A 12,539-nucleotide genomic window follows, 5' to 3' on the forward strand; every position below is an offset into this window, starting at 1 on the left:
GTCAGATACCCAGTTTCTGGCTGAGATCGATCATCCGCTGCACCGCAAGACGCGCCTTGTCGGCCACTTTCGGATCCACTTCGACCGGGGTGGACATGGTGTGCAGCGACCAGAGGATCTTCTCCAGCGTGATCATCTTCATGTAGGGGCACATGTTGCAGGGGCCGACAAACTCCACCTCGGGCAGGGCATCCGCGATGTTCGAGGCCATCGAACACTCGGTAATCAGCATCGCCTTTTCGGGCTTTTCGTCGGTCACATATTTGAGGATGCCGCTGGTGGAGCCGGAGAAATCGGCCTCGGCTACCACGTCGGGGGGGCATTCGGGGTGTGCGATCAGCCGGGTGCCGGGGTTCCATTCGCGGAAATCGCGCAGATCCTTGGCGGTATATTGCTCGTGCACGATGCAGGCGCCATCCCACCAGACGATGTTCTTCTGCGGCACCTGATTGGCCACGTTCTGCGCCAGGTATTTGTCCGGCGTCATGATCACCGTGTCGCTCTCCATCGCGGCGACGATCTGCGCAGCATTGGAGGAGGTGCAGCAGATGTCGGAGGCGGCCTTCACCTCGGCGGTGGTGTTCACGTAGGTGACGACCGGCGCGCCGGGGTATTTGCGGCGCATCTCTTCGACACCTGTGGCGGTGATGCTTTCGGCCAGCGAGCAGCCCGCTGCCATATCCGGCATCAGGACGGTTTTCGCAGGCGAAAGGATCTTGGAGGTTTCGGCCATGAAGTGCACGCCGCATTGCACGATCACATCCGCCTCGACCCGCGCGGCTTCGATCGCCAGCTGCAGGCTGTCCCCGACCACATCGGAGACACCGTGGTAGATTTCCGGCGTCATGTAGTTGTGGGCCAGGATGACCGCGCCGCGCTCTTTCTTCAGGGCGTTGATCGCGGCCACGTAGGGCGCATAACGAGCCCAGTCGACCGGGTTCACCACGCGATCCATGCGGGCGTAGGTCTCTGACATTTCCTGCGCCAGGTCGGGATTGGGCGCCAGATCATAGATATCGGCGAGTTGATCGCGCATGGTTTGCAGATCGAACATGGCATTTCCTCGAAAACGCGTCCGCCGAGTCCTGTGGCGGGCACTTTGGGTGGGCCTTCTTTCACGTTCACTTGGCACGTGCAAGTAAGGGTGAGGGCTGACCACAGGGTCTGCGCTGTTTTGGCGCTGCTGCAGCTCGGCAGCGGTTACCCGGCCCCGCAGCTGTGGTCTGGTTGGGTGGCTTTCCGTCATTCATGTCACCCGGCGCAGGAGGTGCCGGGGGCGGCGCCTTTATGACCGCCGCCAGAGGGGCTGTCCATTATATGGTGGACAATTTGTCCTTTTTGAAGGTCCGCTGCATTTTTTTCTGTTTTGCCTCACGCGCTTGTGTTTTGAAATTGACGCAGCTAGGGGGAGCAACGCCTGTAACCCCAAGCCATCAGGGGGAAATTCACGCGTCATGTCTGATCTTTGGGGAGGGCTGAGCCAGGCGTTCTGGCTGGTGGTGATGCTGGATCCCGATCTGGTGGAAATCACCCTGCGCTCTCTCAGGGTCACTTTGACCGCGCTTGCCATAGCCTCTGCGATTGCCTTGCCGCTGGCTGCGCTTCTGGCCGTCAGACGCTTTCGCATGCGCCGCGCCACCATTGCCGTGCTGAACGCGCTGATGGGGCTGCCGCCGGTGGTGGTCGGGCTGATCGTTTATGTTTTCCTGTCGCGGGCCGGGCCGTTCGGGGTTCTGGGGCTGTTGTTCACCCCCAGTGCCATGGTGATTGCCCAGGTGATCATCATCGTGCCGCTGGTGGCCTCGATCGCGCATCAATCGCTGCGGGAGCTGTGGAGCGACTACCACGATCTCTTGATCTCGATGAACACCACGCAAGGGCAGCGTATCCGGGCGCTTCTGTGGGATGGGCGTCGGGCGCTCTTGACCGCGGCGCTGGCGGGATTTGGCCGTGCCATTGGCGAGGTCGGCGCCATCATGGTGGTGGGTGGCAATATCGATCACGCAACGCGGGTTCTGACCACGGCCATCGCGCTGGAGACCGGCAAGGGCGAATTCGCCATGGCGCTGGGCCTTGGTTTCGTGCTGATCGGCATGGCCATTGCGGTGAACCTGGCGATCCATTGGATCGGCCATACCGAACGCGGGGGGCGCTGGTGATGCAGATGTTTCCGCTGACCGTCGAGCAGGGCATGGTGCGCCGTCGCGGCAAGGTGCTGGTCGGCCCCGTGGATCTGAAGCTTGAAGGGCAGGGCACCACCATCGTGGTCGGGCCGAATGGGGCTGGCAAGACCTCGCTGCTCAAGATGCTGCACGGGGTCGTGCGGCTGAATGAAGGACGGTTGAACTGGGCCTGCCCGCGCGAAGAGGCGGAGAAGCGCCAAGCCTTCGTCTTTCAGATGCCGGTGATGATGCGCCGCTCGGTGGTGGAGAATATCGCCTATCCCCTGCGTCTGATCGGGGTGCCCCGCAAGGAGGCCCGCGCCCGTGCGGCGGACTGGGCGCGGCGGATCGATCTGGGCGACGCGCTGGAGCGGCAGGCGGTGCTCTTGTCCGGTGGTGAGCGGCAGAAGCTGGCCCTGGCCCGCGCCCTGATCCGCGAGCCGGACGTGTTGTTCCTGGATGAACCCTGCGCCTCGCTGGATGGGCGCGCAACGCGGGAAATCGAAGAGATCCTGACCGAGGCGGCCCGGGGCGGGACCCGCCTGATCATGTCGACCCACAACATGGGTCAAGCGCAGCGGCTGGCGGATGAGGTGATCCTCGTCATCGGTGGCCGCATTCACGAGTTTTCCCCGGCGGCAGATTTTTTTGCCGGACCACAGACCCCGCAAGGGGCCGCTTTCTTGAGAGGAGATATTGTAGAATGAAACATGTGTTGTTTGGCGCTGTTGCCGCCGCCGTTCTGGCCACGGCCTCGATTGCCGAGGAGATGAAGATGGCTGTGACCACCTCGTTCCACAACTCGGGTCTGGCCGAGATCCTGCTGCCCGAGATCAAGAAGGACCTGGATCTGGATGTGCAGCTTCTGGTCGTCGGCACCGGTCAGGCGATCCGTCTGGGCGAGGCGGGCGATGTGGATGCGATCCTGGTACACTCGAAAAAGGCCGAAGAGAAATTCCTGGCCGGGGGCAATGGCACCCATCGCCGCGAGATCATGTATAACGATTTCGTCTTTATCGGGCCGAAATCGGATGGTGCCGGTGTTGCGGGCGCAAAATCCGCCGTCGATGCCCTTCAAAAGGTTGCCAGTGCCGAGGCGCTGTTTGTCAGTCGCGGCGATGACAGCGGCACCCACAAGAAGGAGTTGAGCCTCTGGAAGGCCGCGGGGCTGGATGCCGAGGGCTTTGGCAGCTGGTACCGCGCGGTTGGCGCGGGCATGGGCGCGGCGCTTAACACCGCCTCGGGGATGGAAGCCTATATCATGGCCGATCGCGCCAGCTGGCTGAACTTTGGCAACAAGGGCGATCTGGCGCTCTTGTTCTCGGGCGATCCGGTGCTGTTCAACCAATATGCCTATCTGCCGGTGAACCCGGAGAAACATGCCCATGCCAAGAATGACCTGGCGATGAAGCTGGAAGCCTGGCTGGTGTCGGACAAGGCCAAGGGGTTGATCAACGGTTACACGATCAACGGTGAAACCCTGTTTGTCTTCAACGCCAAGCAGTAGACGCGCAAGGTGTCCATGGCGGGGTGGCTCCCGCCCGTGGCGCCGCATTTGAAAAATGCGTTGTCCCGGTTGGGCCTGGCGCCGCGCTATGCGCGGCGCTTTTCCTTTGCTGAGAGGCGCCTCAGGGGCAGGTCTGCCCTGACGCGCCATGTCGAGTGTTCGGTCCGTCAAATCCGCCTCAAGGGTGAACCGTGCATACGCACGGCCACTTCGTGGCCCTTGACCCGGATGTGGCGAATGGTTTGCGTTTGTACGGGCCCGCCTCGTTACGCATCGCCGCCAACAGTCAGGGTCACCCTGTCACCTGCAAACCAGGTGCGGCCGTATTCGATGGGCTGACCGTTCCCATCGACATTGATCCCGGTCGTGCGCAGAATCGGGGCGCCTTCGGGGATGCGCAGGTGCAGGGCCTGGGTGGCGGTCGCCTGGCGTGCCGTGATGCGGGTCTCGAGGCGGGTGTAATCCTCAATGCCACAGCGTTTCAGGGCGGCGGTGACGGATTGCGTCTCCTCCAGGGTCTCCAGCATGCCGGGGAATCGATCGCTTGGAAATATGCTTTGAAACAGGGCGATGGGCTGCCCGTCCGCCAGGGATAATCCGTCGTAGACATGCACCATATCACCGGCGGCAAGCCCCAGTGCAGCGGCTTCGCCTTCTGCTGCGGCGCGGGTTTCGGTGGTGAGGATCTGCTTGGCCGGCGTCTGCCCGCCCTTGGAGATGTTCTGGTGAAAGCGCACACGTTTGCCGATCGGGTAATCCGTTGGCCTTGCCGCCACAAAGACGCCGGCGCCGCGCCGTGAATGCACCAGCCCGCCTGCGGCCATCTCGGCCAGGGCGCGGCGCACCGTATGGCGGTTGACACCAAAACGCGCGGCCAGCTGCGCCTCGGCCGGCAGTTTGTCTCCGGTGTCATAGCGCGCTTGGGCGATGTCCTCGGTCAGGGCGGTGGCGATGGATTTCCAGACGGGGGTGCGGGCCATGTCATGAAACTTTCACAAGGTTTCGATTGCGCCTTTGGCAGCGAGTCAGTTAATATTTGTCTAGTTGTATAGTAAGTATAGACAACCCGGCCAAGAGGCTTTGAGACGATGAACACCACTTTTTCCGCAGAGGATCGGAAGTCCTGGATGGGCCTGCTGGCCTCGGCTGACGATGCCCGGCTTGCCGACCTTTGGCGCGCCTTTGATCATGAACCTGCCTTCGACTGGCTGCGCGCGCCCGAGGCGGGCGGCGTCATGGTCCGTGGCCGCATGGGCGGCAGCGGCGCGCCCTTCAATCTGGGTGAGATGACCGTCACCCGCTGCGCCCTGTCGCTGACCGATGGCACCGTCGGGCATGGCTATGTGCAGGGCCGCTCTAAGGCCAAGGCCGAGATGGCCGCCAAGATCGACGCCCTGATGCAGACCGACGCGGCAGACACCCTGCGCGCCATGATCCTGACCCCGCTGCAGGAAGAGCGCGCGGCGGCCAAGGAAGCCCGCGCCTCCAAGGCTGCGGCGACCAAGGTCGATTTCTTCACCATGGTGCGGGGAGAGGACTGATGAACCAGATGACGGACAATACGGTCTACGCAGGTGGGTTTGCCAATCCGCCGGTGGCCTCGGCCCATGCCTTTCGCGCGGCAATGAACGCCATGGCGCGCCCCGGCACGGTGCAAAAGATCACGGGTGCCACCCCGCCAGAGGGGATTTCCCCCGCGGCGGGCAGCCTGCTGCTGACGCTTTGCGATCCTGAAACCGGTGTTTTCCTCGCGCCGGACGTTGACAGTGACTCTTTGCGCGGCTGGCTGACCTTTCACACCGGCGCACCCATTGTGGCGGCCGAAGAGGCGGAATTCGCCCTCGGCGGCTGGGAGGCGCTGATGCCGCTGGACCGTTTTCGCATCGGTACGGCGGAATACCCGGATCGTTCGACCACCCTGATCGTCGAAGTCGCGGGGTTTGACGCCGCCAATGCCAGTCTCAGTGGGCCGGGCATCAAGGACACAGCGCAGATGGGCTTACCGGATCCGATGGCCTGCGCGAGCAATGCGATGCTCTATCCCTTGGGCGTCGATTTCTTTTTCACCTCTGGTTCTCAGGTGGCGGCGCTGCCGCGCTCGACCCAGATCCGTGCGGAGGCTTAAGGCATGTATGTTGCAGTAAAGGGCGGCGAGCGCGCCATTGACAACGCCCATGCCTGGCTGGCCGAAGAGCGCCGGGGCGATACCTCGGTGGCCGAGCTGTCACTGGCGCAGATCCGCGAACAGCTGGCGCTGGCGGTGAACCGGGTGATGGCCGAAGGCTCGCTGTTCGATCCCGACCTAGCGGCGCTGGCGATCAAACAGTCGCGCGGCGATCTGATCGAGGCGATCTTCCTCATCCGCGCCTATCGCACCACCCTGCCGCGCTTTGGCTATACGCTGCCGGTGGAGACTGGCGCGATGGCCTGCGACCGGCGCATCTCGGCGACCTTCAAGGATGCGCCGGGCGGGCAGGTGCTGGGGCCGACCTTCGACTACACGCACCGTTTGCTCGACTTCAAACTGGCCGCCGAAGGGGAAGCCGTGGAGGCGCCGACCTCTGCCCCCCGCACCGAACCCACACCCCATATCACTGAGTTCCTGCAGGGCGAGGATATCATAGAGCGCGAACCAAGCTCGGATGCTCAGCCCGGCGACCTCACGCGTGAGCCGATGGCCTTTCCCGCTGACCGATCGGTCAGACTGCAGTCGCTGACGCGCGGAGACGAGGGGTTCATCCTGGGCATGGCCTATTCCACCCAGCGTGGCTACGCGCGCAACCACGCCTTTGTGGGCGAATTGCGCATCGGCACCGTGGCGGTTGAGATGGAGATCCCCGAGCTGGGCTTTGCCATCGAGATCGGCGAGGTGGAGCTGACTGAATGCGAGACGGTGAACCAGTTCAAAGGCTCAAAAACCGTGCCGCCGCAATTCACCCGTGGCTATGGCCTGGTATTCGGCCAGTCAGAGCGCAAGTCCATCGCCATGGCGCTGGTGGACCGCGCGCTGCGCTGGAAGGAGTTGGGAGAGGACAACCTCGGCGCTGCCGCGCAGGACGAGGAATTCGTGCTCAGCCACTCGGACAATATCCAGGCGACCGGGTTCCTCGAACATATCAAGCTGCCCCATTACGTCGATTTCCAGTCCGAGCTGGAACTGGTGCGCAAGCTGCGCCGAGAAGCCGCCGAGGCGGTGGAGCAGATGGCGGCCAAGGAGGCTGCGGAATGAGCTTCACACAACACAGGGCCATTTTGAAGAAGGGTGCCCAGAATGTCTGACTATAACTTTGCCTATCTTGACGAGCAGACCAAGCGGATGATCCGGCGGGCGATCCTGAAAGGCCTTGCCGTGCCGGGCTATCAGGTGCCCTTTGCCAGCCGCGAAATGCCCATGCCCTACGGCTGGGGCACCGGCGGGGTGCAGGTCTCTGCCGCGACGTTGACGCCCGAGGATACCTTCAAGGTGATCGACCAGGGCGCCGATGACACCACCAACGCGGTGTCGATCCGCAAGTTCTTTGAACGCACCGCCGGTGTTGCCACCACCGAAGAGACGGAAAAGGCTAGCGTCATCCAGACCCGCCACCGCATTCCCGAGGCGGAGCTGACCGAAGATCAGATTCTCGTCTATCAGGTGCCGATCCCGGAGCCTCTGCGCTTTCTTGAGCCGCGCGAGACCGAGACCCGCAAGATGCACGCGCTTCAGGAATATGGCCTGATGCATGTGAAGCTTTACGAGGACATCAGCCAGCACGGCGCCATCGCGACCTCTTATGCCTATCCGGTAAAGGTATCGGACCGCTACGTGATGGATCCCTCGCCGATCCCCAAGTTCGACAACCCCAAGATGGAGATGGCAGCGATCCAGCTGTTCGGCGCAGGCCGTGAGCAGCGCATCTACGCGGTGCCGCCCTATACCAAGGTCGTCTCGCTTGATTTCGAGGATTATCCTTTCGAGGCCAGCAAGGCCGATCACCCGTGTGACCTGTGTGCGGCAGAGGACAGCTATCTGGATGAGGTGATCCTCGATGATGCGGGCAACCGGATGTTTGTCTGCTCGGACACCGATTACTGCCGTTCGCGGCGCGAGGCAGGCCATGTGGGCCGCCTGGGAGAGGAGGCCGCGGCATGACCCCTTTGCTGCAAGTGAAAGACGTCGCCAAGATGTATGGCGCGCGGATCGGCTGCACCGATGTGAGCTTTGACCTTTACCCCGGAGAGGTCATGGGCATCGTCGGCGAAAGCGGCTCGGGCAAGTCCACATTGCTGAACTGCCTGGCCGGGCATCTGGCGCCGGATCGGGGAGAGGTGGTGTTTGACACCCGCGCCGACGGGCCGGTGGATACGGTCACCATGTCCGAACCCGCCCGCCGCATGCTGGGGCGCACCGACTGGGCCTTTGTGCACCAACACGCCCGCGACGGGCTGCGCATGTCGGTCTCGGCCGGCGGCAACATTGGCGAGCGGCTGATGGCCGTGGGGGACCGTCACTATGGCGATATTCGCGCCCGCGCGGCCGATTGGCTGGGCCGGGTAGAGATTTCCGATGCGCGCATCGATGACCGCCCCTCGGCCTTTTCGGGGGGCATGCAGCAGCGGCTTCAGATCGCTCGCAATCTGGTAACCGGGCCACGGCTGGTGTTCATGGACGAACCCACCGGGGGCCTCGATGTTTCGGTGCAGGCACGGCTTCTGGATCTGTTGCGGGGCCTCGTGCGCGAGATGGGTCTCAGCGCCATTATCGTCACTCATGATCTGGCGGTGGTGCGCCTGCTGGCGGATCGGCTGATGGTGATGAAGGACGGCCATGTGGTGGAAACGGGTCTCACCGATCAGGTGCTGGACGATCCGCAACATGGCTATACGCAGCTGCTGGTCTCCAGCGTGTTGCAGGTGTGAGGGTTTAGGGATGATCGAACTTCAAAACGTCAGCAAAAGCTTCACCCTGCACAATCAGGGCAGCGCGGTGATCCCGGTGATGGAGGGTGCCACGCTCTCCGTCAAACCTGGCGAATGCGTCGGCCTGGTGGGCGCATCCGGCGCCGGTAAATCGACCCTGATGCGGCTGATCTATGGCAATTACCTCGCCGCCTCGGGCAGCATTCTGGTGGGCGGCGTGGATGTGGCAAAGGCCGAGCCGCGCGAGATCCTCGCGCTGCGCCGCAAGACGCTGGGCTATGTCAGCCAGTTCCTGCGCGTGGTGCCACGTGTGCCCGCGCTGGATGTGGTGGCCGAACCACTGCTATCGGTGGGCACCCCCATTGAAGAGGCACGCGAAAAGGCGGCGACCCTGCTGGCGGGGCTCAACATTCCCGAGCGGCTTTGGAGCCTCAGCCCCACGACCTTTTCCGGCGGGGAGCAGCAACGGGTGAATATCGCGCGGGGCTTTGCCTATGACTATCCGGCGCTTCTGCTGGATGAACCCACGGCGAGCCTTGATGCGCAGAACCGGGCGACCGTTCTGGACCTGATCGAAGGAGCCAAGGCGCGCGGCGCGGCCATTGTCGGCATCTTCCATGACGAGGCCGCACGCGAACAGGTCTGCGACCGGTTTGTCGATGTCTCGGGCTTTTCGCCAAAGGTTGCGGCATGAGCCTGACCATGAAAAAGGGGCCGGTGATTGCTGTTGTCGGCCCCTCGGGCGTCGGTAAGGACAGCCTGATGGGGGCGCTGCGGCAGGCCGATCCCGGCGTGCATCTGATGCGCCGGGTCATCACCCGCGCGCCTGAGGCAGGGGGTGAGGATTACACCCCGGTGACCGAAGCCGAATTTCTGGATCTTGCAGGCAAGGGCGCCTTTGCCCTGCACTGGCCTGCCCATGGGCTGCACTATGGCATTCCGAAAGAGATCGAGAGCCTTCGGGCCGGGGCCACGGCCGTTCTGGTGAACCTGTCACGTGGGGTGCTGCTGGAGGCACAAGGTGCCTTTGACGATTTTCGGGTGCTGTCCGTTACGGCCCGTCCCGAGGTGCTCGCCGCCCGTCTGGCGGCGCGCGGGCGCGAGGATGCCGCCGAGGTGCAGCGTCGACTTGCCCGCGCGGGTAAACCCCTGCCTGCGGGGCTGGCCAAGGTTCATGAGATCGACAACAGCGGCGATATGGGCGCGGCGGTCATGGCCGCGCGCGCTGCGATTCAGCCGGTCAGGGCGTAGCGGTGGATCAGGTGAAAGCGTCCCTCGGAATCTTCGCCCATCAGCGCCAGATCCTTGATCACGAAGGGCGCGGGCAAGAGCGGGATCAGATGCGCCTGCAGGGCCGCCTCGACGCCCGGCAGCTCGGGCTTGGGCCGCTTGCCAGTCAGGGTGATGTGAAAGCGGAACTGGTCCAGCACGTACGGATAGCCCCAGGTCACGAGGTTCTTCTCCTGCTCGGGGCTGAGGCCCGCAGCGCGGCGGCGCTCAAGCTCTGCCTCGGGGGCAGGGGCGCGAAAGGCGTCCAGTTCCGTGACACAAGCGGCGGCCAGCGCATTGAGAGCGCTTTCATCGCCAACCGGGCGCAGCGCCAGAAACCGGCCCAGCCGCGCCAGCTGCAAGCCGTCCAGCGTCACCGGCGCCTGCGTGGCGGCCAGTGCGGCGCAGGCGGCCTCCAGATCGGCCTGCGAAGACCCCTCGGCCAGCCGCATCGGCGGTTTCATGGTTGCATGCAGGCCATACTTGCGCGGCGTTGCGGTGATGGCGACCGCGTCCAGCCCCGGCAGATCCGGGTGCGGCAGCGCTTCCCCCGTCTCCATATCCCAGCCCAGCCAGCTGGCACCGAATTGGCTCCATTCCGCCCCGTGGGGCGGCGCAAAATAGATCGCGTATCGCGTGAATGTCACATTGGCCTCCTAAACGTGGCCTTTCCAATACCTCGAAAGATGTGAAATCCAGATGACACAAGAGATGATCCTTGCCAATGCCACCCTTGTCCTGCCTGGCGAAACCCGCACCGGTAGCATCAAGATCAAGGGTGGAGAGATCGCGGATATGGCCGAGGGCACGGGCGTGCCCACAGGTGCGGTGGATTGCGGCGGTGATTTTGTCAGTCCTGGCCTGATCGAGCTGCACACGGATAATCTGGAGCGTCACATCCAGCCCCGCCCCAAGGTGGACTGGCCCCATGCCGCTGCGATCATCGCTCATGATGCGGAGCTGGCGGGCACCGGGATCACCACGGTCTTTGACGCGATGCGCGTGGGTTCGATCAAGGCAAAGGAGGCGCGCTATGGCCAATATGCCCGCAGCCTTGCCAGTGAACTCTTGGAGCTGCGCGCCCAGGATGCGCTCAAGATCAGTCATTTCCTGCACCTGCGCGCCGAGGTTTGCTCGGAAACGCTGGTGGATGAGCTCAATGAGTTTGGCGATGAAGACCGCGTCGGGCTGGTCTCCCTGATGGATCACACGCCGGGGCAGCGCCAGTTCCGCGACATCTCGAAACTGGAGGCCTATGTGAAGGGCAAGCACGGCTTTGATGATGACGCCTTTTTGCAGCATATCGCGAACCTCAAGACCATGCGCGACACCTATGGCGATCTGCACGAGGTGGAGGCAGTGAAGGCAGCGCAGCGGTTCGGCGCGGTGCTGGCCAGCCATGACGACACCACCGAGGATCAGGTCGCCGTTTCGGCCGGTCACGGCATACGCCTGGCCGAGTTCCCCACCACCGTGGAGGCGGCCCGCGCCTGCCATGCTCATGACATCCAGGTGATGATGGGGGCACCGAACCTGATCCGCGGCGGCTCGCATTCGGGCAATGTGGCGGCGCAGGAACTGGCCGAGCTGGATCTTCTCGATATCGTCTCCTCCGACTATGTGCCGGCGGCGCTTTTGCTGGCAGCGGCGCGGCTGGGAGAAATCTGGGGCGATATGGCGCGGGGGCTGGCCACCGTCACCTGTGCCCCGGCCAAGGCGGTTGGCCTTGAGGATCGCGGGCGGCTGGAGATCGGCAAGCGTGCGGATCTGATCCGCTTTGGGCTGCGTGCCGGTGTGCCTGCCCTGCAGGGTGTGTTTGCTCGCGGTCAGCGGGTGGCATAATCTCGAACGACAGCAGCAGTCTGCCCGGAGCGCGCCCCATGGTTAAGATCATCTGGATGTCCGACCTTCATTTCGTGGCCGAAGGTGCCCCCCTTGGCCATGATCCCCGCGCACGGCTGGAGGCGGCGATCGCCCATATCAATGCACACCACGGGGACGCTGACTGTTGTGTCATCTCGGGCGATCTGCTGAATCACCCGAGCCTCGAAAACTATATGGCCTTGCGTCCCCTGCTGGACCGGCTGGACATGCCGTGGTTCCCGATGATGGGAAACCACGATGATCGCGCGCTTCTGCGCCAAACCCTGCCGGTACCGGACAGCTGCATGGAGGATTTCGTGCAATATGCCGTGCCTGTGTCGGGTGCCCTGGTCCTTGCGCTGGACACCCACAAGCCGACGTCCGGAGCCGGGGAATTCTGTGCAGCGCGGCGACTGTGGCTTCAAGAGGCACTGCAACAGGCCGGAGATCGGGCCGAAGGTCTGCCGGTGATCCTGTTCCTCCACCACCCACCGATGGAGCTGGGATTGCCGATGCTGGATGCGATCAGGATGGAGGAGGGGAACAGTTTCCTTGAGCTGGTGAATCGGCACATCAGCGGGCCGTGTCAGCTGTGCATTGGCCACGTCCACCGCAGTGTCAGCGGCGTGGCGGCGGGCCTGCCCTTTGCCACCCAGCGATCTGTCCTGTTTCAGGCCCCACCTCCGGTGCCCGCTTGGGACTGGGACAGTTTTGCCCCGACACAGGAGGATCCCGGTCTGGGCATCATCCTGATCGACGGCTCCCGGATCACCATCCAGAACGAGAGTTTCTGCTCCTATGAGGTCGGCACGCAGGGGCGCTGACGCCCGAGTGTCTCT

Annotated in this window: 15 protein-coding genes; 12 read left to right on the plus strand and 3 right to left on the minus strand. The window is 63.5% G+C overall.

The features are described from left to right. Position 1: 1 nt before the first annotated feature. Positions 2-1,054: a quinolinate synthase NadA gene (gene nadA / locus PXK07_RS08575; protein WP_274847804.1), complete on the minus strand. Its 1,053-nt coding sequence runs from the start codon at positions 1,052-1,054 to the stop codon at positions 2-4. 400 nt (positions 1,055-1,454) lie between these two features. Between nadA and PXK07_RS08580 the strand changes: the two genes are divergently transcribed. Genes PXK07_RS08580 through PXK07_RS08590 form a run of 3 tightly spaced genes read left to right on the plus strand, consistent with a single transcriptional unit; the run spans position 1,455 to position 3,669 of the window. Next, positions 1,455-2,159: an ABC transporter permease gene (locus PXK07_RS08580; RefSeq protein ID WP_274847805.1), complete on the plus strand. Its 705-nt coding sequence runs from the start codon at positions 1,455-1,457 to the stop codon at positions 2,157-2,159. Continuing rightward, on the plus strand, positions 2,159-2,869 hold the full coding sequence (locus PXK07_RS08585) for an ATP-binding cassette domain-containing protein (protein WP_274847806.1): 711 nt from the start codon (positions 2,159-2,161) through the stop codon (positions 2,867-2,869). Before PXK07_RS08580 ends, PXK07_RS08585 begins: the two co-directional genes overlap by 1 nt. Further along, positions 2,866-3,669, plus strand: a complete 804-nt coding sequence (locus tag PXK07_RS08590; protein WP_274847807.1) for a substrate-binding domain-containing protein — start codon at positions 2,866-2,868, stop codon at positions 3,667-3,669. The genes PXK07_RS08585 and PXK07_RS08590 overlap by 4 nt, the downstream gene beginning before the upstream one ends. 266 nt (positions 3,670-3,935) lie before the next feature. On the opposite strand, the gene phnF is transcribed toward PXK07_RS08590, so the two are convergent. Then, positions 3,936-4,649: a phosphonate metabolism transcriptional regulator PhnF gene (phnF, locus tag PXK07_RS08595; protein ID WP_274847808.1), complete on the minus strand. Its 714-nt coding sequence runs from the start codon at positions 4,647-4,649 to the stop codon at positions 3,936-3,938. Between the two features lie 108 nt (positions 4,650-4,757). On the opposite strand from phnF, the gene phnG reads away from it, so the two are divergent. From phnG to phnN, 7 genes are read left to right on the plus strand one after another with little or no spacing between them, the layout of a single operon-like run. Further along, positions 4,758-5,210 carry a phosphonate C-P lyase system protein PhnG gene (gene phnG / locus PXK07_RS08600; RefSeq protein ID WP_274847809.1) on the plus strand — a complete coding sequence of 151 codons (453 nt, stop codon included), beginning with the start codon at positions 4,758-4,760 and terminating at the stop codon, positions 5,208-5,210. Then, entirely contained in the window at positions 5,210-5,794 is a 585-nt protein-coding gene (gene phnH / locus PXK07_RS08605) for a phosphonate C-P lyase system protein PhnH (protein WP_274847810.1), read from the plus strand. The genes phnG and phnH overlap by 1 nt, the downstream gene beginning before the upstream one ends. 3 nt (positions 5,795-5,797) lie before the next feature. Then, positions 5,798-6,898, plus strand: coding sequence for a carbon-phosphorus lyase complex subunit PhnI (locus PXK07_RS08610; protein WP_274847811.1), 1,101 nt, complete (start codon positions 5,798-5,800; stop codon positions 6,896-6,898). 42 nt (positions 6,899-6,940) lie between these two features. After that, a complete protein-coding gene (locus PXK07_RS08615; protein ID WP_274847812.1) occupies positions 6,941-7,801 on the plus strand; it encodes an alpha-D-ribose 1-methylphosphonate 5-phosphate C-P-lyase PhnJ in 861 nt (286 codons plus the stop codon). Continuing rightward, positions 7,798-8,568, plus strand: a complete 771-nt coding sequence (gene phnK / locus PXK07_RS08620) for a phosphonate C-P lyase system protein PhnK (protein WP_192964531.1) — start codon at positions 7,798-7,800, stop codon at positions 8,566-8,568. Before PXK07_RS08615 ends, phnK begins: the two co-directional genes overlap by 4 nt. 10 nt (positions 8,569-8,578) lie before the next feature. Next, positions 8,579-9,262 carry a phosphonate C-P lyase system protein PhnL gene (phnL, locus tag PXK07_RS08625; protein ID WP_274847813.1) on the plus strand — a complete coding sequence of 228 codons (684 nt, stop codon included), beginning with the start codon at positions 8,579-8,581 and terminating at the stop codon, positions 9,260-9,262. Then, positions 9,259-9,819, plus strand: coding sequence for a phosphonate metabolism protein/1,5-bisphosphokinase (PRPP-forming) PhnN (gene phnN, locus PXK07_RS08630; RefSeq protein WP_274847814.1), 561 nt, complete (start codon positions 9,259-9,261; stop codon positions 9,817-9,819). The genes phnL and phnN overlap by 4 nt, the downstream gene beginning before the upstream one ends. Here phnN and PXK07_RS08635 read toward each other — a convergent pair. Beyond that, positions 9,801-10,484: a DUF1045 domain-containing protein gene (locus PXK07_RS08635; protein ID WP_274847815.1), complete on the minus strand. Its 684-nt coding sequence runs from the start codon at positions 10,482-10,484 to the stop codon at positions 9,801-9,803. The genes phnN and PXK07_RS08635 overlap by 19 nt on opposite strands. Before the next feature lie 52 nt (positions 10,485-10,536). On the opposite strand from PXK07_RS08635, the gene PXK07_RS08640 reads away from it, so the two are divergent. Together PXK07_RS08640 and PXK07_RS08645 are read left to right on the plus strand one after the other, a co-directional pair. Beyond that, positions 10,537-11,679, plus strand: a complete 1,143-nt coding sequence (locus PXK07_RS08640; RefSeq protein ID WP_274847816.1) for an alpha-D-ribose 1-methylphosphonate 5-triphosphate diphosphatase — start codon at positions 10,537-10,539, stop codon at positions 11,677-11,679. Positions 11,680-11,717: 38 nt separating this feature from the next. Beyond that, complete coding sequence (locus PXK07_RS08645) at positions 11,718-12,524, plus strand: metallophosphoesterase (protein WP_274847817.1); 807 nt, start codon at positions 11,718-11,720, stop codon at positions 12,522-12,524. Positions 12,525-12,539 lie beyond the last annotated feature (15 nt).

The organism is Phaeobacter sp. QD34_24 (genome assembly GCF_028890115.1).
GTDB lineage: Bacteria > Pseudomonadota > Alphaproteobacteria > Rhodobacterales > Rhodobacteraceae > Phycobacter.